The organism is Cupriavidus sp. 22TCCZM01-5 (assembly GCF_057798915.1).
The window spans coordinates 26,797-47,428 of record NZ_JBYOJR010000017.1 but is presented as its reverse complement, the minus strand read 5'-3'; the positions used below and the strand labels follow the sequence as shown (position 1 = coordinate 47,428).

Annotated in this window: 17 protein-coding genes and 1 tRNA gene; 14 read left to right on the top strand and 4 right to left on the bottom strand. The window is 66.0% G+C overall.

Features of this window, described 5'->3' with window-relative positions:
* The first annotated feature begins 56 nt into the window (after positions 1-56).
* The 10 genes from def to AC3FNH_RS17155 all read left to right on the top strand — a co-directional run bounded on the left by def (position 57) and on the right by AC3FNH_RS17155 (position 10,302).
* Entirely contained in the window at positions 57-563 is a 507-nt protein-coding gene (gene def, locus AC3FNH_RS17200) for a peptide deformylase (protein WP_276098975.1), read from the top strand.
* Between the two features lie 128 nt (positions 564-691).
* Complete coding sequence (fmt, locus tag AC3FNH_RS17195; protein ID WP_488720928.1) at positions 692-1,696, top strand: methionyl-tRNA formyltransferase; 1,005 nt, start codon at positions 692-694, stop codon at positions 1,694-1,696.
* Positions 1,697-1,899: 203 nt separating this feature from the next.
* A complete protein-coding gene (gene htpX / locus AC3FNH_RS17190) occupies positions 1,900-2,760 on the top strand; it encodes a zinc metalloprotease HtpX (protein ID WP_488720978.1) in 861 nt (286 codons plus the stop codon).
* Between the two features lie 177 nt (positions 2,761-2,937).
* Positions 2,938-4,311 carry a 16S rRNA (cytosine(967)-C(5))-methyltransferase RsmB gene (rsmB, locus tag AC3FNH_RS17185; RefSeq protein ID WP_488720927.1) on the top strand — a complete coding sequence of 458 codons (1,374 nt, stop codon included), beginning with the start codon at positions 2,938-2,940 and terminating at the stop codon, positions 4,309-4,311.
* A gap of 9 nt (positions 4,312-4,320) precedes the next feature.
* Positions 4,321-5,175 carry a DUF4390 domain-containing protein gene (locus AC3FNH_RS17180; RefSeq protein ID WP_276098972.1) on the top strand — a complete coding sequence of 285 codons (855 nt, stop codon included), beginning with the start codon at positions 4,321-4,323 and terminating at the stop codon, positions 5,173-5,175.
* Complete coding sequence (locus tag AC3FNH_RS17175; protein ID WP_276098971.1) at positions 5,172-7,607, top strand: sensor histidine kinase; 2,436 nt, start codon at positions 5,172-5,174, stop codon at positions 7,605-7,607. Before AC3FNH_RS17180 ends, AC3FNH_RS17175 begins: the two co-directional genes overlap by 4 nt.
* Positions 7,608-7,658: 51 nt before the next feature.
* On the top strand, positions 7,659-8,369 hold the full coding sequence (locus tag AC3FNH_RS17170) for a response regulator (protein WP_276098970.1): 711 nt from the start codon (positions 7,659-7,661) through the stop codon (positions 8,367-8,369).
* Positions 8,370-8,421: 52 nt separating this feature from the next.
* Positions 8,422-8,497: transfer RNA gene (locus AC3FNH_RS17165), tRNA-Phe, on the top strand.
* Positions 8,498-8,728: 231 nt separating this feature from the next.
* Positions 8,729-9,220, top strand: coding sequence for a hypothetical protein (locus AC3FNH_RS17160; protein WP_488720926.1), 492 nt, complete (start codon positions 8,729-8,731; stop codon positions 9,218-9,220).
* Positions 9,221-9,573: 353 nt separating this feature from the next.
* Positions 9,574-10,302 carry an aquaporin gene (locus AC3FNH_RS17155; protein WP_276098968.1) on the top strand — a complete coding sequence of 243 codons (729 nt, stop codon included), beginning with the start codon at positions 9,574-9,576 and terminating at the stop codon, positions 10,300-10,302.
* Here the strand turns inward: AC3FNH_RS17155 and AC3FNH_RS17150 are convergent.
* Positions 10,286-11,881, bottom strand: coding sequence for a carbohydrate porin (locus tag AC3FNH_RS17150; protein ID WP_276098967.1), 1,596 nt, complete (start codon positions 11,879-11,881; stop codon positions 10,286-10,288). The two genes, AC3FNH_RS17155 and AC3FNH_RS17150, sit on opposite strands and share 17 nt — an antisense overlap.
* Positions 11,882-12,359: 478 nt before the next feature.
* Here AC3FNH_RS17150 and AC3FNH_RS17145 point away from each other — a divergent pair, with 478 nt between their 5' ends.
* The 3 genes from AC3FNH_RS17145 (at position 12,360) to dinB (ending at position 15,804) form a co-directional block, all read left to right on the top strand.
* A complete protein-coding gene (locus tag AC3FNH_RS17145) occupies positions 12,360-13,493 on the top strand; it encodes a TRAP transporter substrate-binding protein (protein WP_488720925.1) in 1,134 nt (377 codons plus the stop codon).
* A 163-nt stretch (positions 13,494-13,656) separates the two neighbouring features.
* Positions 13,657-14,568, top strand: a complete 912-nt coding sequence (gene rarD, locus AC3FNH_RS17140; RefSeq protein WP_488720924.1) for an EamA family transporter RarD — start codon at positions 13,657-13,659, stop codon at positions 14,566-14,568.
* A 150-nt stretch (positions 14,569-14,718) separates the two neighbouring features.
* The gene (gene dinB, locus AC3FNH_RS17135; RefSeq protein ID WP_276098963.1) at positions 14,719-15,804 is read left to right on the top strand and encodes a DNA polymerase IV; all 1,086 of its coding nucleotides are present in this window, start codon (positions 14,719-14,721) and stop codon (positions 15,802-15,804) included.
* 65 nt (positions 15,805-15,869) lie between these two features.
* Here dinB and AC3FNH_RS17130 read toward each other — a convergent pair whose 3' ends face one another.
* A complete protein-coding gene (locus tag AC3FNH_RS17130) occupies positions 15,870-16,844 on the bottom strand; it encodes a DUF2272 domain-containing protein (RefSeq protein WP_488720923.1) in 975 nt (324 codons plus the stop codon).
* 252 nt (positions 16,845-17,096) lie between these two features.
* Complete coding sequence (locus AC3FNH_RS17125) at positions 17,097-17,375, bottom strand: HU family DNA-binding protein (protein WP_211946049.1); 279 nt, start codon at positions 17,373-17,375, stop codon at positions 17,097-17,099.
* Positions 17,376-18,440: 1,065 nt separating this feature from the next.
* Between AC3FNH_RS17125 and AC3FNH_RS17120 the strand changes: the two genes are divergently transcribed.
* Entirely contained in the window at positions 18,441-18,962 is a 522-nt protein-coding gene (locus AC3FNH_RS17120; protein ID WP_488720922.1) for an SET domain-containing protein, read from the top strand.
* A gap of 23 nt (positions 18,963-18,985) precedes the next feature.
* On the opposite strand, the gene AC3FNH_RS17115 is transcribed toward AC3FNH_RS17120, so the two are convergent.
* Positions 18,986-20,620 (bottom strand): sensor histidine kinase, encoded by a 1,635-nt coding sequence (locus AC3FNH_RS17115; protein ID WP_488720921.1) that lies wholly within the window; start codon positions 20,618-20,620, stop codon positions 18,986-18,988.
* Positions 20,621-20,632 lie beyond the last annotated feature (12 nt).

Below are 20,632 nucleotides of genomic sequence, written 5' to 3'. Positions count from 1 at the left end.
CCGCCGCCGCAACGCGGCCGGACAGCCCAGAGCAGCCGGCGTTGCGCCCGAGCATCATGGCAAAACTCGACATCCTGACCTATCCCGATCCCCGTCTGCACACCGTGGCGAAACCCGTCAAGGAAGTGGACGACCGCATCCGCCAGCTGGTAAAGGACATGGCGGAAACCATGTACGAGGCACCCGGCATCGGCCTGGCGGCGACGCAGGTCAATGTGCACGAGCAGGTGGTGGTGATCGACGTGTCGGAGACGCGCGACCAGCTGCAGGTCTTCATCAACCCCGAGATCACCTGGGCCAGCGACAACCGCAAGGTCTGGGAAGAGGGCTGCCTGTCGGTGCCCGAAGTCTATGACCGCGTGGAGCGCCCGGACCGCGTGCGCGTGCGCGCGCTCAATGAAAAGGGCGAAACCTTCGAGCTCGATGCCGACGACCTGCTGGCCGTCTGCGTCCAGCACGAGATCGACCACCTGCGCGGCAAGGTGTTTGTCGAATACCTGTCGCCGCTCAAGCAGAACCGCATCAAGTCCAAGCTGCACAAGCGCGAGCGCGTGCGCATGTAACGGGCGCGCACGGCGCCAAGGCTGGGACAGCCGCGCCGTGTCTGCTATCGTTATGGCTTCCGAAGTCAGGAACGTACCGGCCGCTATGCGGCCGGTTCTGTTTTCAGGTCCACATCAGGGAGCCAGTCATGTCCGCAGCCAAGTCCCTGCGTGTCGCCTTTGCCGGCACGCCCGAATTCGCGCGTGTCGCGCTCGAAGCCATCCACGCCGCCGGTTTCCCGGTGGTTGCCGTGCTCAGCCAGCCGGACCGCCCGGCCGGCCGCGGCATGCAGCTGCAGGCAAGCCCCGTCAAGCAGTACGCCGTCGCCAACGGCCTTGAGCCGGTGCTGCAGCCGCGCTCGCTGCGCCGTACAGGCAAGTACCCGGAGGAAGCCGCCAATGCCGTCGACACGCTGGCGAAGATCGCGCCCGACGTGATGGTGGTGGCCGCCTACGGCCTGATCCTGCCGGCCGAAGTGCTGGAACTGCCGAGGCTTGGCTGTCTGAACATCCACGCCTCGCTATTGCCGCGCTGGCGTGGCGCCGCGCCGATCCATCGCGCGATCGAAGCCGGCGACGCCGAGACCGGCATCACGCTGATGCAGATGGACGAAGGCCTGGATACCGGCGCGATGCTGTCGCGCGAGTCGGTGCCGATCGCGTCTGATGACAGCACCGGCACGCTGCATGACAAGCTGGCGTCGCTGGGCGGCCGCATGATCGTTGACGCACTGCGCAAGCTTGCCGCGGGCGAGACGCTGCCCGCCACGCCGCAGCCCGATGCCGGCGTCACCTACGCCGAGAAGATCGGCAAGGACGAAGCCCCGCTGGACCTGCGCCGCCCGGCGGCCGAGCTGGCCAGTCAGGTGCGCGCGTTCAACCCGTTTCCAGGCGCCACGCTGCAGCTCGACAGCACCGTGATCAAGTGCTGGCAAGCCGTGCCGCTGTCCGCCGGCAGCAGCCTGCCGCATCCGGCGGGCACGGTGCTGGCCGCTGACGCCGGCGGCGTGATCATCGCCTGCGGCGACGGCAGCGCGCTGCAGGTCACGGAACTGCAGAAGCCCGGCGGCCGCCGACAGCCGGCGCAGCAGTTCCTGCAGGGAACGCCGCTGCCGCCGGGAACGCGCTTTGCCGTGCCAGCGGAGTCAGTCTGAGGCACCGTGTCGGGCAAGCACCACGCTTGAAGTGTAGATTAGATATCCTGATGGGCGGAGCTATCACCGGCCGGGGCTGAGGCTCCGCTGAATCGCGCCGGCGATGCAAAGCCGTTGAATTTTCAGCGTTTCAACCCTATCTAATGCTCAGTACGCCTGGCCGCATCCGCGGCGCGGGCCACGACTACACGGAGATCACGTCAATGTTCAACTGGGTCAAGACCTTCATGTTGATGGCCGCCATCACGGCGTTGTTCATCGTCATCGGCGGCATGATCGGCGGACGCAACGGCATGATGTTCGCGCTGTTGATGGCGCTTGGCATGAACTTCTTCTCCTATTGGTTCTCGGACAAGATGGTCCTGCGCATGTACAACGCGCAGGAAGTCGATGCTGGCAGCGCGCCGCAGTTCTACGGCATGGTGCAGGAACTGTCGCAACGCGCCGGCCTGCCGATGCCGCGCGTCTACCTGATCAACGAGGACGCGCCCAACGCATTCGCCACCGGCCGCAACCCCGAACACGCGGCGGTTGCCGCCACCACGGGCATCCTGCGCGTGCTGTCCGAGCGCGAGCTGCGCGGCGTCATGGCGCACGAGCTGGCGCACGTGCGCCATCGCGACATCCTGACCTCGACCATCGCCGCGACCATGGCCGGTGCCATCTCCGCGCTGGCGAACATGGCGATGTTCTTCGGCGGACGCGACGAGAATGGCAACCGGAGCAATCCGATCGCCAGCATTGCCGTGGCGATCCTGGCGCCGCTGGCGGCCTCGCTGATCCAGATGGCGATTTCACGCGCGCGCGAGTTCGAGGCCGATCGCGGCGGCGCGGAGATCAGCGGCGATCCGCAGGCGCTCGCCAGCGCGCTGGACAAGATCCACCGCTATGCGCAAGGCATCCCGTTCCAGGCCGCGGAAGAGCATCCGGCCACGGCGCAGATGATGATCATGAACCCGCTGTCGGGTGGCGCCATCGCCAACCTGTTCTCGACCCATCCGGCCACCGAGGAGCGCATTGCGCGCCTGATGCAGATGGCGCAAACCGGCACGTATCCGGCCTGAATCCCGCAACGCGCCGGCGCCCAAATCAGGCGCGGGACCACACACAGGGTAAACTGCCCGCTGTCTTGCCTGTCAAGCCAGCGGGCTTTTTGTTGCCCGCGTGGCGCCGCAAGCGCCTGCATGGCCCGGCATGCCGTTGCCACGCTCTCCTGTTCTATTGTCTTAAGCCTTACCGATATGCGCCTGCCCCACGATTCGCTTGCCTTCCAGATGCTCGGTGCCGCCATGGCCGTGCGTGCCGTCAATGAAGGCACGGCCCTGCCGCAGGCCATTGAAGATGCCGCCACGCACCTGCGCCTGGACCGCGTGCGCGATGCCGCCACGCGCGGCGCCCTGCAGGACCTGGCCTACCGCACCATGCGCCAGTTCGGGACCGCGCGCGCGCTGGTGACGCAGCTGGTCACGCGCCCGCCCGGTGCGCAGGTGGACTCCCTGCTGGCGGTCGCGCTGTCGCTGCTGCTCGAAGGCGAGGAGGGCGACTCGGCCAAGGTGGGCCGCGGCGGCTACAGCGCATTCACCGTGGTGGACCAGGCGGTCAGTGCCGCCGCATCCGAACCCAAGACTGCGCACGCGCGCGGACTCGTCAATGCCGTGCTGCGGCGTTTCCTGCGCGAGCAAAAGCCGCTGCTGGCAGCAGTGAACCGCGATGAGCAAGCCCGCTGGAACCTGCCGGCATGGTGGCTGCGCATGCTGCGCGAAGCCTATCCCGACCAGTGGATGGCGCTGGCGGAAAGCGCCAACGTGCGTCCGCCGATGACGCTGCGCGTCAACACGGCACGCATCCCGTTGCAGCAATACCTGACCGAGCTGGCCAATGCCGGCCTGGCGGGACAGGCCATCGGTGCGCAAGCGGTGCGCCTGGTGCGCGCATTCCCGGTTTCGCAGATTCCGGGATTCGCGCAGGGCGACGTGTCGGTGCAGGATGGCGGCGCGCAGCTGGCCGCGCCGCTGCTCGAAGTTGCCGACGGCATGCGCGTGCTCGATGCCTGCGCCGCGCCGGGCGGCAAGACCGGCCACCTGCTGGAACTGGCCGACATCGACGTGACCGCGGTGGAAAGCGACGCGCAGCGCGCCGCCCGCATCGACGAAAACCTGTCCCGACTGGGCAAGCGCGCGCACATCGTGGTGGGCGACGCCAGCCGGCCCGGCGACTGGTGGGACGGTCGGCCGTTCGACCGCATCCTGGCCGACGTGCCGTGCTCGGCGTCAGGCATCGTGCGCCGCCACCCTGATATCCGCTGGCTGCGCCGCGAAGCCGATATCGCCCGGCTTGTCAATGAACAGCGACGCATCGTTTCGCAACTCTGGCCACTGCTCAAGCCGGGCGGCATCCTGGTCTATGTCACCTGTTCTATTTTCCCAACGGAAGGAGAGGAGCAGGCGCGCTGGTTTGGTGCACAGTTGACAGATGCGATACGATTGCAGGCGCCGGGGCAGCTACTGCCCGGTACCCAAGCAACACAGCCCGCCAGCAACAACGATGCTGGCCGGGACGGCCTGCCGTCTGATCATGATGGCTTCTTCTACGCCCGCTTCCAGAAACGCGCCTGATCAGATCCAATGGTGAGCACGCTGCGCTTGTCAGACTTCCGCGTCCCTGCAGACCGCGCGCGTACGGTTGCCGGGACGTGGTGCAATGACACCACCTGCCTGCTGCAGCGCGCGTGCGCGGCCCTTGCCCTGGTGCTGGCCTGCCTGCTGTGGGCTGGCACCGTTGGGGCGCAGGTCATCGAGGCCACCGAAGCGCGCATCGAGTACCAGGACAACGGCTTCGAACTGACGGCGAGCTTCGACTTCGACCTGCCCCCCGCGGTCGAAGACGCGTTGAACAAGGGCATCTCGCTGTATTTCATGGTCGAGTTCCAGCTCTCCCGCCCGCGCTGGTACTGGTTCGACGAAAAGCCGGTCAATACGAGCCGCACCATCCGCCTGTCCTACCAGCCGCTCACGCGCCAGTACCGCGTTTCCACGGGCGGCCTGCAGATCCCGTTCGCGCGCCTGAAGAGCGCGCTGCAATTCATCCAGCGCGTGCACGGCTGGCGCGTGTTCGACCGCGGCGCGGTCAAGCCGGGCGAGTCCTATCATGCCGAAGTGCGCATGAAGCTGGACCTCTCCCAACTGCCCAAGCCTTTCCAGATCAATGCAGTCAATACGCGTGAATGGAACCTGGCTTCGGACTGGCGCCGTTTCACCTACACGGTGCCCACTGACCTGAACGCGCCGCCGCCACCGCCACCTCCTGCGTCCGCACCCGCGCTGCCGGCCTCGCCGGCCATGCCGGCCATGCCTGCGTCCCCGGTCCCCGCCTCGGCACCGGCTGCGTCGGCCGAACTGCGCGCCAGTCCGTTCGCCCAGACCGTGTCGACCGCACTATCGCCCTTCGCGCTGGTGCAGGCCGCCCCCGGCCAGCCATGAACACCAGCGGTCTCTGGGACAGCCGGTTCCGCCGCGTGCTTTACCGGGTAGTGGCCGGGATCATCGTCTTCCTGGCGCTGGTGCTGGTGGGTCTGCTGGCCGGCGCTTCCGCCAACACGGAATTCTTCGACCGCTACTTCACGCTGCTTTTCAAGATCAATCTGGTCGTCGGCGCGCTGCTGGTGATCACAGTCGGCGCGCTTGCGCTGACGCTGTGGCTGCGCTACCGCCGCGGCAAGTTCGGCACGCGCCTGATGACCAAGCTCGCCGTGTTCTTCGGCGTGGTGGGCGTGCTGCCCGGCGTGCTGATCTACCTGGTGTCGCTGCAGTTCGTTTCGCGCAGCATCGAATCGTGGTTCGATGTGCGCGTGGAAACCGCGCTCGAAGCGGGCCTGAACCTGGGACGCTCCACCATCGACGGTGCCCTGGCCGACCTGCAGGGCAAGGCGCGCCTGATGGCCGAACAGCTGAGCGGCCCCTCCGGCATCGCCACCTCGCTGCAGCTCAACCGCCTGCGCGAGCAATACGGCATACAGGAAGCGGCGATCTTCACTGGCAGCGGCCGCGTGCTGGCCACGGCTTCGAGCAGCTATGCCACGCTGGTTCCCGACCTGCCTTCGGGCGTGCTGGCCGAACAGGCGCGCCTGGCGGGCGGCTACGCCGCGGTGGAAGGCGGAACCGATGCCTCCGTGGACGGCAACCGCACGGAGCGCATCGACAGCAGCCACCTGTACCGGCTGCGCGTGATCATTCCGCTCGGCGCCGCGCCCGCCGGCGACACGAGCACGGCCGCGGCAAGCGCCCCGCGCGCCGCCGCCGCGCCGAAGGCGCGCTGGGCTGGCTCTGGTCTCTCGGTCGAGCGCCGGCCCGAAGATTCGCCGTCGAGCGGGTTCGGCCTGGTGGGCGACACCGTGCGTGAAGAGCGCTACCTGCAGGTCGTGCATCCCGTGCCGGCCGTGCTCGCGCGCAACGCGGATGAAGTGCAGCGCGCCTATCAGGAATACCAGGAAAAGGCGCTGGGCCGCACTGGCCTGCGCAAGATGTATATCGGCACGCTGACGCTCACGCTGTTCCTGGCAGTATTCATCGCGGTGATGCTCGCGTTGCTGCTCGGTGGCCAGCTCGCGCGTCCGCTGCTGATGCTGGTGCAGGGGACCAAGGAGGTCGCCGAAGGCGATCTCTCGCCCAAGCGCGAGCTCAAGAGCCGCGACGAACTCGGCATGCTCACGCAGCAGTTCAACCAGATGACGCGCCAGCTCGCCGAAGCGCGCCTTGCGGTCGAGGAAAACCGCACTGCGCTGGAGCAATCGAAGGCCTACCTGGAAAGCGTGCTGCAGAACCTCACCGCCGGCGTGCTGGTCTTTGACCGCCGCTTCGTGCTGATCACTGCCAACCCTGGCGCCGAACGTATCTTCCGCCAGCCATTCGGGGCCGTGCTGGGACTGCCGATCGAACATATCCCCGGCATGGGCCCGTTCGGCGAGATCGTGCGCCAGGCTTTTTTCGACCAGAGCACGCGCGAAGTGCTCGGCGGTGCGGAGCACTGGCAGAAGCAGATCGAACTGCCGCAAGGCCATGAAGAGCAGCCGCTGACGCTGCTGGTGCGCGGTGCTCGCCTGCCCGGCGGCGAACGCGACGAGCCTGGCTACGTGGTCGTGTTCGACGACATCTCCGACGTGATTTCCGTGCAGCGGTCCGTGGCCTGGGGCGAGGTGGCGCGCCGTCTCGCGCATGAGATCAAGAACCCGCTCACACCGATCCAGCTCTCTGCGGAACGCCTGCAGATGAAACTCTCGCCAAAGCTCGAGGACAAGGACGCGGAGGTCCTCAAGCGCGGTGCGGCGACGATCGTCAACCAGGTGGCCGCCATGAAGCGCATGGTCGACGACTTCCGTGACTATGCGCGCACGCCACCGGCGGTGCTGCAGTCGCTGCAGATCAACGCGCTGGTATCCGAGGTTTTGCACCTGTATGGCATCGACGATCCTGCCGTGCAGGAGCATCCGGTGATCCATGCGGCGCTGGACCCGGGGCTTCCCGAGATCAAGGGAGATCCGACGCAGCTGCGCCAGGTGATCCACAACCTGTTGCAGAACTCGCAGGATGCGGCGGCTGAGAACGTCGCGGCGGGTAGGGCGGCGCCCCATATCGCTCTACACACCGAGACTGTAGAATACAAAGATTCTGCCGGCGAAAACCGCCAGGCAGTCAAGCTAACCATTGCGGACAATGGTCCGGGCTTTGCTCCGCGCATCCTGAGCCGCGCGTTCGAGCCTTATGTGACCACCAAAGCCAAAGGTACGGGCCTTGGGCTGGCAATGGTAAAAAAGATCATTGACGAACACGGCGCGCGCATCGAACTGCGCAATCGAATGGAAGGTGCCGATATCGTCGGTGCACAGATCTCGATCCTGTTCGTTAAACTGGCATAGTCAACTTGGCGGTCCGTCACGGAACGCTTTGGTGGGGTTAAGAGGGGAAGTATGGCAACCATCCTCGTAGTCGATGACGAAATGGGAATCCGGGAACTGCTCTCGGAAATCCTGAGCGACGAAGGCCATGTGGTCGAGGTCGCCGAGAACGCGCAGCAGGCACGCGAGTACCGGGCGGGCACTACCCCTGATCTCGTACTGCTTGATATCTGGATGCCGGATACCGATGGCGTGACGCTGCTCAAGGAGTGGTCCGCGCAAGGCCAGCTGACCATGCCCGTGATCATGATGTCGGGCCATGCCACCATCGACACCGCGGTCGAGGCCACCAAGATCGGCGCCCTGAATTTCCTGGAAAAGCCGATCGCGCTGCAGAAGCTGCTGTCGGCCGTGGAACAGGGCCTGGCCCGCGGCATCGAGCGCCCGCGCGCGGCGGCCGCCGTGGCGCCGGCACCGGCGGTGCCTGCCATCGACGCTGCGCTGGCGCCTGCTGCCACCGAGGCCGGCGGTGAAGCCGCGCCCAATGGCAGCAACGCGGCCCGTCCGCCCGAAGCGGAAATGCATTTCTCGTTCGACATGCCGCTGCGCGAGGCGCGCGACCTGTTCGAGCGCGCCTACTTCGAGTACCACCTGGTGCGCGAACACGGCAGCATGACGCGAGTCGCCGAGAAAACCGGCCTGGAGCGCACGCACCTGTACCGCAAGCTCAAGCAGCTTGGCGTGGAACTGAGCCGCAACAAGCAGGAACCCGCGGAACAGTGATGCAATGAACGCTTGACGGGCACCTGATACGTTGTTATAGTTTCGCTTCTTTGGCCCGGTAGCTCAGTCGGTAGAGCAGAGGATTGAAAATCCTTGTGTCGGCGGTTCGATTCCGTCCCAGGCCACCAGAACATCAGAAGCCCGACTCATCCGAGTCGGGCTTTTTGTTTTGGCGCCGCCGTTTTGGCTCAACCGTTGCGGGACGTTGCTATCCGTCCGTGCGGTACAACCCAGATCTAAAAACTTTTGACTTGGCTGCCGATAGACATATCTTTACGATTGCCTGACGCTGAACAGTAGCCGGTATCGCGCACACAGAATGCGCGGCCGGGTCAGGCTGTTTCTATTTGGGGGTCAATATGGATACGCTGTCCGAGGCACGAATTGGCTGGCCGCAGGAACCCGACGCCGCCGAGCGCGGCATCTGGAAGAGCACCATGGCCGCGGCCAGCCAGGCGCTGGGCGCAGCAAGGAATGTGCAGCAGGCCATGGCGCAGACGCTGAAGCTGCAGCAGAAGATCCGCGCATTGCGTGATGAACTGCACCACGTCGAGGCCGAGCGCGATGTCTACCGCGAACTGCACGCGCGTACCGTGGATGAACTCCACCAGGCTGTCGATCGGAGCCCCGCCGAAATGAAGCGGCTGCGCGCCGAAGCCGAAACGCTGCAGATCCGCCACCGCGCCTACAAGCTGCTCGTGCAGCATTACATGCGCATCGGCACGCCCATCGATCCCAAACTGTTCGCCGAACAGCGCAGTCGCGTGCAGCAGCACATCCTATTCCAGCGCCGCCGCGGCATTCCTGTCGCGAAGATCGGCGTGGAGGATATCGCCTTCCTGTTGCGCTGAGCGCGGCGGCAACCGCTGAACCGGGAACGCCTTGCACGCGCGCTGATTCGATACCTGCGGTCTGTTCACAAGATCGCGTGGGCGCATTGACGCCCATGGCCGCGGGCGGAACACTTCGCCTTCCGGCGCGCCATGTTTGGGCGCCAGTTTCGCCCCCGATCGAGGCGTCGTCTCAGGCGACGTTGCGCATCCCGCTGCCACGCTGCTGTCGTCCTCTCTTTCGGCCTGGTGTCCTGTTCCGTGCAGGACATGCCCGCACCCTGGCCAGATATGCCCCTGAAGACCTTGCGCCGCGCGACGCGGCCGCCCCGCATGACCCGACTGTTGATGACCGGCAACCCGGGAGCGCAGCAGTGAGTACGCTTTCGCGCCGGCTGGTGGCAGAGGGACTGGGTACGGCATTGCTGATCGCCGTGGTGGTGGGTTCGGGCATCCGCGCCGAGCGGCTGGCGGACGGAAATATCGGCCTGGCATTGCTGTGCAACGCGCTGGCCACCGGTGCCGGGCTCGTGGCGCTGCTGGTCGCGCTCGGGCCCGTGTCCGGCGGGCACTTCAACCCCGTGGTGAGCCTGTCGGCGCTGGTGCAGGGCACGCTTTCGCCGCTGAACGCACTCAGCTACGCGCTGGCGCAGGTCGGCGGCGGCATTGCCGGCGTGATGGCCGCGCATGCCATGTTCGGCGAACCGGTGCTGGCGTGGTCGGCCCACAGCCGCACGGGCCTGCCGATGTGGTGGAGCGAGTTCGTGGCGACGTTCGGGCTGGTCGGGGTCGGCATCGGCACGCTGCGCAGCCGGCCGGCCCTGGTGCCGTTTGTCGTGGCGGGCTACATCACCGCCGGCTACTGGTTCACGTCATCGACGTCATTCGCCAATCCGGCGCTGACCATTGCCTGCGCCATGACCGACACCTTCACCGGCATCCGTCCCGTCGATGTGCCGGGCTTCGTGCTCGCGCAGATTGCCGGAGGACTGAGCGCTACGCTGCTATTCCACTGGCTGTGCCGCAAGCCGGTCGCGCAAACGGAAGCAGCGGCCGCGGCGCACTGGCGCCAGGGCAAGCCGGCCGTTACCAGCGCCGATTGAGCTGCACGCCGAAGATAGAGCCGCTGTTCTGCATAGCCCAGGCTTCGGCCGGCGGCCTGAAGGCAATGCCATCGACATCGGTAGCGCGGCTGTAGGTATAGAACGCACGCAGGTTCGCATTGCCGGCGGACTTGCCCAGCGTCAGCGTCGGCGCGACGGTCAGCGCGGTGCGCTGGCCGCTGGCGCCGAAACCGGAAGAGATCTGGTCGCGCGCGACTTCGAAGACCAGCTTGAACTGGTCGCTGGCCACATAGGCCGGCCGGATTCGCGTAGCGGCCCATTGCAGCGTGCCGACCGGCGAACGGTCGAACTGCATGCTCGATTCGACCGAGCCGCCGAGCCCGGACTTGCCCTTCCATTCGAGCGATTCCGCGACACGCACGCGCGACAGGGATGGCCCCATGCCCGTGTAGCCCGCCATGGCGCTGCGCGCGCCGGAACCGAACTGCAAGCCGACACGGTTGGTTCCCGCCAGCACGCCTTTCTGCTCATGCATCGCCGACGCCCACCAGGCGCTGCCCGAATCGGCGGCCAGCGATTGGGTCTCGACACGGGTGAAGCCGAGCTGCACCGAGCCCTGCGGATTGGTCGAGATCGGCGCCGTGCGCAGCGAGTGGTAGCTCGGCAGGTTCTGCCCGTTCTGGTCGTTGCGGGCGGTGTACTGGTAGTTCAGGCCGATGTCGCCAAGTACGCGCGCATTGTCCACGCCGAAGCGCATGGCCGCGGAATTGGGCGGCAGCAGGCCGGACGACATCAGCAACGGGTCGCCGTCGCGGCGGCCCGCCCACATGGTGGCGCCGTCCAGCACCGACAGGCCATTCACTGCCGTATAGAACTGCGGCACCAGCGCGTAGGGATCGACCGCCGCGGGCCGGCCGTTGATGGACGTGGCGTCGGTGCCGCGGGCCTGGGCGATCAGCATGACCTGGGCACCGCCATCGAGGTCGAGCACCGACTCGCGGATCTTGACTTCGCCCGAGCTGCGGCAGGCCAGGCCATGGCCGATGCCCGTGGACAAGGCGCCGCCGGCACAGGCGCGCATGGTGGCGTCGCGCTCTTCGGCGGCGGCACGACCGCTGTAGCTGAGGCGCCAGACCGAGTCCACCGCGGCATCATCGGCGGGGAGCTGCGAGCGCAGGACCGGCGGCGCGTCGCTCGGCGTGGCATCGCCACTTTCGCCTTGCGCGGGCGGTTCGGCCACGAAGTGCCCGAGCCTTGCGGGAAACAGCACCACGGGAGCGGGCGCCGGGGCGGCGGAATCGGGCGGACCGACGAAGTCATCAGACGGCGCAGCGGCTTCTGCCGCCGGTACGTCGGCGGCTGGCGGCGTAGCGGGCTGACGCGCAGCCTCGGGCGCCTGTTCGCCGGCGATCAATGCGCCGAGCGGGTCATCGGCTGGCGTGGCCATGGCCACCACGGTCGGAACGGGTCGCGCTTCCTGTATGCGTGGCGGGGCCAGGGACTGGATGTTCTGCGGCGTCTGCGCGCACGCGGTCATCCCCCAGGCAGCCAGTACGGCAACACTCAGGCGGCGGCGGGGAAAACGGCGGCAGGAGGCAGCAAGAAATTCGGACAACATGCAACGAGCGGACCGGAACCACGGACCACCGGTACGGGGTCCTTTTTTTAACAGTCGCACGATTTGACTGCAAGCCGGGTTACAAAATCCATCGCAACGTTGGCCTTCTCACAATACGAAAAGCCAGTGCTGCGGCACGCCTTTGCGCGAGTTGTCCCCACTGTGGACAAGCGCAACAGGACTAGCGAAAACCCGGACACCCGCAGGGCTCCGTGCCGAAAAAGGCACCGCTATAATCGGTGGGCTTGTCTTTCGGGTAAGACAGCCGCGGCCTGTTACGAACGGGTGCCTCGATGGCGGTTGTGCAAGGTCACCTATCGTCCCGGCATTGCAAGGGTTCCCGTCCGTAACAGGCACAGCGTTGCGCCCGCGGCACCATCCCGGCCATGGGCGCGTCACGGTCCGGCGCAAGGCGCGATGACACGATCGGCGTCCCAGGCCCGCATCCGCACCAATATCTATAAAAGAGGAGAAGTTAATGCAGCGTCGTTCCTTCCTGTTGAAAGCGTCGGCCGTGGCCGCAACCGGGGCACTTGCCGCATGTGGCAAGGATGAAAAGGCCGCAGCGCCGGCCGCAAGCGCCCCAGCCGCCCCGGCCGTCGTCGGCAGCAACCCTGCCGTGGAATGGCGCCTTGCATCGAGCTTCCCCAAGTCGCTGGACACCATCTTCGGCACCGCCGAACTGCTGTCGGCCCGCGTCAAGGAACTGACCGATGGCAAGTTCAACATCAAGGTCTTCGCGGCCGGCGAAATCGTGCCGGGCCTGCAGGTCCTGGACTCGGTGCAGAACAACACCGTGCAGATCGGCCATACCGCGGGCTACTACTACTTCGGCAAGAACCCGACGCTGTGCTTTGATACCACCGTCCCGTTCGGCCTGACCGCGCGCCAGCAGAATGCGTGGATGCTGCAAGGCAACGGCATGAAGCTGATGCGCGAGTTCTTCAAGGAATACAACGTCGTCAACTTCCTGGGCGGCAACACCAACGCGCAGATGGGCGGCTGGTTCCGCAAGGAAATCAAGACCGTGGCCGACCTGCAGGGCCTGAAGTACCGCATTGCCGGCTTTGCCGGCGTGGTGCTGTCGCGCCTGGGCGTGGTGCCGCAGCAGATCGCCGGCGGCGACATCTACCCGGCGCTGGAAAAGGGCACCATCGACGCGGCCGAGTGGGTGGGCCCGTACGATGACGAGAAGCTCGGCTTCTACAAGGTGGCCCCGTACTACTACTATCCGGGCTGGTGGGAAGGCAGCGCGCAGCTGTCGTTCTACGCCTCGGCCAGCGAATTTGAAAAGCTGCCGGCGCTGTACAAGCGCGCGCTGGAAACCGCCACCATCGAAGCCCACACCATGATGATGGCCAAGTACGACACGGTCAACCCGCAGGCGCTGGCCCGCCTGCTGGAAAACGGCGTGAAGCTGCGCCCGTTCTCCAAGGAAATCATGGAAGCCTGCTTCAAGGCCACCCAGGAAGCCTACGCCGACGAAGTCGCCAAGAACCCGTCGTTCAAGAAGATCTACGACGACTGGCGCGTGTTCCGCAACAACGAGGCCGCCTGGTTCAACGTGGCCGAGCAGGCATTCGCGCAGTTCAGCTACGCACGCAAGCTGTAATTTCGCCACGCGGGGGCAGGCTGCCCCCTCGGCGCAAACCCCGTGTTCCCGTGAGGGCACGGGGTTTTTGTTTTACGTGAGTGCAATGCCTGGGCCTGCAGCGGGCTCCGGCAATAAAACACCCCCGCCGGTAGAATCGCGCGCAGATCTATCGGAATTCCCCATGCAACTCGGCATCCTTTACGCACTACTGGCCTACACCATCTGGGGGCTGCTCCCGCTCTACATCAAGTCGCTGCCCGGCATCGCACCGGCCGAAATCCTGCTGCACCGGATGGTCTGGTCGCTGGTGTTCCTGGCCGTCGTCCTGGCCGCCCGGCGCCAGTGGGCCTGGCTGGGCAAGGTGGCCACGGACCGGCGCCTGATCCTGTCCTTTGCCGCGAGCGCCGCGCTGCTGTGCGGCAACTGGTTCATCTATATCTGGGCCGTGTCCGCCAATCGGGTGGTCGATGCCAGCCTGGGCTATTTCATCAACCCGCTGTTCAGCGTGCTGCTGGGCGTGGTGTTCCTGCACGAGCGGCTGCGGCCGGGGCAATGGCTGTCGATCGCGGTGGCGGCGGCAGGGGTCGCCTGGCTGACCGTGGCATCGGGCCAGCTGCCGTGGATTGCCCTGGCGCTGGCGGCCACCTTCGGCGGCTATGGGCTGCTGCGCAAGACGGGAGCCCTTGGGGCGCTGGAAGGGCTGTCTCTCGAGACCCTGCTGCTGTTCCCGCTGGCCGCCGCGGCACTGGCCTACCTGTTTGCAACCGGCCAGGACAGCTTCCGGCACGCAGCACCAGGTACGCAATTCCTGCTGTTGATGGCGGGGCCGGTCACCGCCGTGCCGCTGCTGTTCTTTGCCGCCGGTGCCCGCCGTATCCCGCTGTCCCTGCTTGGCCTGCTCCAGTACACGGGCCCGACGCTGCAGCTGCTGCTTGGCGTCTGGCTATGGCATGAGCCGTTCCCGCCGCAGAAGCAGCTGGGTTATGCGCTGATCTGGGTGTCCCTGGCCTTGTACGCGGCCGAAGGGATTTGGGTCAGTACCCGACAGAAGCCGGAATCCATTAGCGCGAACGATGAACCCATCAACAATTAGCCACACCTCATTCGTGAGGTAGATGAAATTGACTGCACGAACGCAGAATCAGGGTCCAATTCCATCAGCCAGATTAATCAACGATATAAAAATTTACCTACCATCATAAATAGCATCTATGGATAGGGGCGTCCCCCATCCCTGTACCGCATGCCCGCGACCCCGTCCCCGCCCAGCGAACCGGCCATCCAGCGCAAGATCATCCATTGCGACTGCGACTGCTTTTACGCGTCGGTCGAAATGCGCGACGACCCGTCGCTGCGCGGCCGGCCCATGGCTGTCGGGGGAGCCGCGGACCGGCGTGGCGTGATCGCTACCTGCAACTACGAGGCGCGCGCGTTCGGCGTGCGCTCGGCCATGTCGTCGGCGCAGGCCCTGCGGCGCTGTCCGGACCTGCTGATCGTGCGCCCGGCCATGGACAAGTACCGCGAAGTCTCGCGCCGGATCTTTGCGATCTACCGCGAGTACACGGCCCTGGTCGAACCGCTTTCACTGGACGAGGCTTATCTCGATGTGAGCGAGTGTCCGCACCATGGCGGCAGCGCCACGCGCATTGCCGAGGAAATCCGGCGCCGGGTGCGGGAGGAGGTGGGTGTCACGGTATCGGCAGGGGTCGGACCGAACAAGTTCGTCGCCAAGATCGCGAGCGACTGGAACAAGCCCGACGGGCTGTTCGTGGTGCGGCCGGCGGCAGTGGATGCCTTTATCGCCGTGCTGCCGGTCGGACGCATCCATGGTGTGGGCACGGTCACCGCGGCCAAGCTCAAACGCCTTGGCGCCGAGACCTGTGGCGATCTGCGGGACTGGCCGGCGGACCGGCTGCATCGCGAGTTTGGCCGCTTCGGCGCACGGCTCTACAACCTGTGTCGAGGCGTCGATCCCCGCACGGTATCTCCCGAGCGCGAACGCAAGTCGATCAGTGTCGAGGAGACCTATGCAGACGACCTGCCGGACCTGCAGGCCTGCCTGGCGGAACTGGAACCGCTGGTCGCCATGCTGGAGGTCCGCATTGCGCGCGCGCAGGCGCATGACACCATCGACAAGCTCACCGTGAAGCTGCGTTTCTCGGACTTCCGCCAGACCACCGTGGAATGCCGTGGCCATGCGCCGGACCGCGGCACCTACGCCCGCCTGCTAGCCGAGGGCCACGCGCGGCGCGGACTGCCGGTGCGATTGCTCGGTGTCGGTGTCGGGACCAGTGACCGCGATACGGCGCAACTCGAACTGTTTCCCTGAGTCATATTCACCCGATAAATCAAAATCGCATAAAAATCCGCTAGTTGATTTTTAGCATAAATAATCTACTGCAGATCGTTGCGCATGATCAGCAGCCAGGGCATGTGCGAGTTCGTGACGCCATCGAGCCTGCCCGAATCCCCCAACTCGATCTCCTCCATCGACACAGACTGCTGGACGTTGCCGCCAATGGCCTTCACCAGGCGCGCGGCGGGATCCACCGACACCACGATGTCGCAATGCATGGGCGTCGTGCCAAAGCCGATACCGGCGATGTCCTCGAGGTATCTTTCGCGGCCGCGCGGCGCACAGATGATGTCGCCCGTCCGTGGCAGCGCAGGAACGGGTTCGAGATGAAAGGCGGGCCGGGGCAGGATCCCGTCGCGCGCATCCACGACATACATGGAATGTGACTGGCCGGTCAGGAACTGGCGCTCGTCGAGTCCGGCCTTGCGCAGGACCCAGGAAATGAATACCGCCGACCAGGCCCAGGACGGCTGCGTGACCTGCGTGCAACGGGGCACCTGGCCCACGATGCCCCAGTAGCGCCGCGCCATCTGGCAGCCCAGTGGCGTGGCTTCCATGCCGGTGCCGTCGGGGAACGAGACACAGCCGGACTCGGCGCCATCGGCATCCGTTTCCTGGTCGGCGGAGCCTTGGGCAGGCGCGCCGGCATCTGCCGAAAGCGGCGCCTCATCCGGCTGCGGCGCCGGCAGGGGACTGAACGTCACGCAGGCGGTATCGTCGCGGCCCAGGCGCACGGTCTGCGAGCCCCAGCGCCGCCATTCCTGTATGGCGATTTCCACGATGCGTTCGCGCGTGGTTGCCCCCGGCGTGGTCGCGGGACGTTCCATGTCGGGGAGCGGAGCCGCCTGCGGGCGCGCCGGTTCGCTCACCGTGCTGCAGCCGGCGAGGCATGCCAGGGCCACGGCGGCGCACAGGACCCAACCCCGGGCCTGTGGAAAAACCTGTGGAATCCACTGTGGAGAGCGCTGTGAATAACGCTGTGGAAATATGGCCTGGTCCCAACTGGGAAGCATGTGGCCCCCAATGATGTGCCGCACACGCTGCGGCCTTGATCAAGCGCGCCTGAACGGCAGTTTGCCAGTCTGGCCGGCCAGCCGCGGGATGGGCCGGTCCGGGGTGCAGCGGTCGCTGCAGAAGTATCTTGCCAGTGCTGTGGATAACGTTTCCCCGCCCGGCGCGCACCAGCGCCCTCGGGCGACACGGTGGCGGCATGGCGGGGTCATGCAAAGCCGGGGTGCCGCAGTGGCCCGCCAGGCTTTCCGGGCTTACTGATTGACGGCGTCCTTGAACTTCTGGCCAGCCTTGAACTTCACCGTCTTGGCTGCTTCCACCTTGATTTCTTCGCCGGTGCGCGGGTTGCGGGCCATGCGCTCGCCGCGCTCGCCCTTGCTGAACGTGCCAAAGCCGACCAGGCTCAGCGTATCGCCCTTGGCAACGGCGTCCATGATGGCCGACAGGGTCACGTTCAGTGCCTGCTCGGCCTTTGCCTTGGTCAGACCGTCCACGCCAGACGCGATAGCGTCGATCAGTTCGGTTTTCGTCATGCTTCACTCCGTATCGAGTTGATAAAACACAGACGTCCAGACACGGTCCGCCCACGGTTGGGCCGGACCGGCAAAGACGTCGCGGGCCACATGATACCGTGCCGGACAAGGCGCACCGGATGAAGATTGTTACGAGGACCTTTCCGGAAAGCGGCTTCGGGCCGTGATTCGGCTGCCGCCGGACCATTCGGCGAGCCCGGAAGCGCGCACGGAGAGTGATGTTTACGCCCTCCGGCCCCTGAAGCGCCTTCAGGACTCCTCTGACCGCGTATACGCCCTTTACAGCCTTACGACCTCTATCGGGTGGAGGAGTGCCCTCCGTAGCGCCTGAAGGGCTCCTGGAGGCTTTCCAGAGCCTGCTACAGCATGGCCGGCCCACAGCCCACTTTCGACCGACTATTCCAACCAGCCCATGCACTATGTTGCATGGCAAGCATTCTTCTTTGGGCGGCATTCGCGCGGTGAATGATGTTGGGCGGCGTATACGTCGGTCCGCGTATACGGCTTCTGGCAATCGCGTGGGACTGCTGGAGCGTATACGCGCTGCGCCGGGTTTACGTTCGCGAACTCCCCCCAATTTCGTGCCTCGGCTGAAGGTGGCCACTGGGTTTACATCTTTCTTTTCATGTATACAAATAGTGGTAGTAGGTAAACACCGGTTATTTCTGTGGATAAGCTGGTAAACGCCAAGCTGATCAAAGGTTTACGTAAACCAGAACCACAGGGACGCAGTGTTGGCGGGCGTGGATGACTCGGGGGTCTGTGCGGGGGTGCCCGTGTCGAGGGCCTGACTTGTTCCTGTCGCGTCCCCAGGCCAACCCCAGGCGGCCCACACGCAATCCGGCTGCTTATCCACAGAAACGGCCGGCCTTATCCACATTCCAGTGGCTGCGTATACGGTCCTGCCAGATCGATGACCTGCCCCTTCAGTAGTGATTCGGCGTATACGTGGCGCTAGCCATGAGACTTGCGTATACGGTCCCCGGGCGCCCCGGTATCATCCCGATCGCGTCGGCGCGACCCGCGCCTGCAACGCAATGGAAAGCGAACAGCACGGGAAGGCAAATGGCGGACAAGGCAAAGCGCAAGGACAGCGGCAAGGAAAGCAAGGCGGGCAAGTCGGCGAGCGACCGCATCGAGGTGCGCCAGTCGGGCGTGCATGGCAAGGGCGTTTACGCGATTGCGCCGATCGCGGAGGGAGAGCGGGTGATCGAGTACAAGGGCGAGCACATTTCCTGGAAGAAGGCCCTGGAACGCCACCCGCACGACCCGAACGATCCCAACCACACGTTCTATTTCAGCCTGGACGACGGCAGCGTGATCGACGCCAAGTTCGGCGGCAACCGCGCGCGCTGGATCAACCATGCCTGCGCCCCGAACTGCGAGGCGCGCGAGAAGAAGGGCCGCGTATTTATCCATGCGCTACGCGATATTGCCGCGGGCGAAGAGCTTTTCTATGACTACGGGCTGGTAATCGAGGCCCGCTATACGAAGAAGCTGAAGAAGGAATTCGAGTGCCGCTGCGGCAGTGCGGAGTGCCGCGGCACCATGCTGGCGCCCAAGGGCAAGAAGTCGGGCGGCAAGTAAGTGACGCTACGCCGTACTCCGCATCAGGCGGCCACCCCGGCCGCCTCGCACGGGATGCGGATCACGAAGCGCATGGTCGGGCGCCGTTCGCAGCCGGCACCCGGTTCCGCGGACGCGGAGGCCTCGGCCGGCACGTCCTCGATGCGGATGGTGCCGTGGTGCAGGCCGATGATTTCATGCACGATCGCGAGCCCCAGCCCGGCGCCGGCAGTCTGTGCCGCCGGAGCCTGATCGCCCTGGCGGTCGCCACGGAAGAAGCGCTTGAAGACCTCTTCGCGCCGCTGCGGGGCGATGCCGGGGCCATTGTCTTCCACCATCACCACCGCCATGCCGCGGTTGCCGAGTGCCTCGCCGCCCGCGCGCACCGTGATGCGCCCGCCCGGGGGCACGTACTTCACGGCGTTGTCGATCAGGTTGGACAGCGCTTCGCGCATCAGCAGCCGGTTGCCGCGGACCATGGCCGGCGAGCTGCAGGTAAAGGTCGGGCCGGGCAGGACCTCGAAGCCCAGGTCCAGGTGGCGCGCCAGCGCCTGGGGCACCCATTCCGCGCCGGTCTCGAAGGCCAGCTCGGCCAGGTCGAAATACTCCACCGGACCCAGCCGCTCCAGCGACAGCCCGGGCTCCGCGCGGGCCAGCGACAGCAGCTGGTTGGACAGGCGCACGGCGCGGTCGGAGGCGGTCTGCAGCTCGCGCAGCGCATGGCGGGCCACTTCGAGCGAATCGGCCTCCATGGCCCGGTCAGCGTGCAGCTTCACGGCTGTCAGCGGCGTGCGCAGCTGGTGCGCGGCATCGGCAATGAACTTGCGCTGGGCGTCCAGCGCATCCCGCAGCCGCGACAGCAGTGCATTCAGGCCGCGGATCAGCGGCGCCACCTCGGCCGGCACCTGGGTTTCGTCGAGTGCGGCCAGCGAGCGCGCAGTCTGGCGGTTCAGCTTGTCGGTCAGGATCTGCAGCGGCACCAGCTCTTCCTTGAGCACGTGCGAGAGGATCAGGCTGCCCACCAGCAGCAGCAGGATCAGCGGCACCGACACCGATAGCAGGATCTCGTTGGCCGCGGTCTCGCGCCGGTCCAGCAGTTCCGCCACCTCCACCACGATGGGGCCGCGCGCCAGCTTGCCGTCTTCGCTGGTGCCGAGTTCGTCGGTGGCGGCGCTCGGCAGCATGACCGGAAGCCGGACCGCGCGTACCTGGCGGCCGCTGAACCAGGCATAGAACAGGCGTGCGTCATGCAGCGTGGTCTGGCCGGTGCCATAGCCGAGCCACGTGTCCATGCCGCCGATCAGGCCGTCCGGGCCATGGATGCGCCAGTAGATGCGGTCGGTGCCCTCGGCCTCGACCAGCGTCTGGGCGATCATCGGGATGTCCTGCTCCAGCCGCGGCCCGGCAATGCGGATCTGCTGCGCGATGCTATTGGCCACGCCATACAGCGCGCGGTCGAATACCTGCGTGGTGTAGTGCGCGGCCAGCCAGTAGGAGAGCGAGCCGCTGACCAGCACCAGCGCGAACAGCGGCGTGGCCAGCGCGCGCAGCAGGTGTACGCGCAGGCTGGCGTTGACCGCCACGCGCGGCGCCTGGCCCATGCCGCGGCGGGCCGGTGGCGACACCGGCTGAGTACCGGGATCGGCGGCGGAGCGGGAACTACGGGAGCGCGGCCACATGGGGCGGGGAGC

Excerpts from the sequence above, each read along its gene's own strand:
- fmt (WP_488720928.1), top strand. The coding sequence starts at position 692 with ATGTCCGCAGCCAAGTCCCTGCGTGTCGCCTTTGCCGGCACGCCCGAA.
- AC3FNH_RS17125 (WP_211946049.1), bottom strand. The coding sequence starts at position 17,375 with ATGACGAAAACCGAACTGATCGACGCTATCGCGTCTGGCGTGGACGGT.
- rarD (WP_488720924.1), top strand. The coding sequence starts at position 13,657 with ATGCAACTCGGCATCCTTTACGCACTACTGGCCTACACCATCTGGGGG.
- AC3FNH_RS17120 (WP_488720922.1), top strand. The coding sequence starts at position 18,441 with ATGGCGGACAAGGCAAAGCGCAAGGACAGCGGCAAGGAAAGCAAGGCG.
- rsmB (WP_488720927.1), top strand. The coding sequence starts at position 2,938 with ATGCGCCTGCCCCACGATTCGCTTGCCTTCCAGATGCTCGGTGCCGCC.
- AC3FNH_RS17180 (WP_276098972.1), top strand. The coding sequence starts at position 4,321 with ATGGTGAGCACGCTGCGCTTGTCAGACTTCCGCGTCCCTGCAGACCGC.
- AC3FNH_RS17175 (WP_276098971.1), top strand. The coding sequence starts at position 5,172 with ATGAACACCAGCGGTCTCTGGGACAGCCGGTTCCGCCGCGTGCTTTAC.
- dinB (WP_276098963.1), top strand. The coding sequence starts at position 14,719 with ATGCCCGCGACCCCGTCCCCGCCCAGCGAACCGGCCATCCAGCGCAAG.
- AC3FNH_RS17170 (WP_276098970.1), top strand. The coding sequence starts at position 7,659 with ATGGCAACCATCCTCGTAGTCGATGACGAAATGGGAATCCGGGAACTG.
- AC3FNH_RS17130 (WP_488720923.1), bottom strand. The coding sequence starts at position 16,844 with ATGCTTCCCAGTTGGGACCAGGCCATATTTCCACAGCGTTATTCACAG.
- htpX (WP_488720978.1), top strand. The coding sequence starts at position 1,900 with ATGTTCAACTGGGTCAAGACCTTCATGTTGATGGCCGCCATCACGGCG.
- AC3FNH_RS17115 (WP_488720921.1), bottom strand. The coding sequence starts at position 20,620 with ATGTGGCCGCGCTCCCGTAGTTCCCGCTCCGCCGCCGATCCCGGTACT.
- AC3FNH_RS17145 (WP_488720925.1), top strand. The coding sequence starts at position 12,360 with ATGCAGCGTCGTTCCTTCCTGTTGAAAGCGTCGGCCGTGGCCGCAACC.
- def (WP_276098975.1), top strand. The coding sequence starts at position 57 with ATGGCAAAACTCGACATCCTGACCTATCCCGATCCCCGTCTGCACACC.
- AC3FNH_RS17150 (WP_276098967.1), bottom strand. The coding sequence starts at position 11,881 with ATGTTGTCCGAATTTCTTGCTGCCTCCTGCCGCCGTTTTCCCCGCCGC.
- AC3FNH_RS17160 (WP_488720926.1), top strand. The coding sequence starts at position 8,729 with ATGGATACGCTGTCCGAGGCACGAATTGGCTGGCCGCAGGAACCCGAC.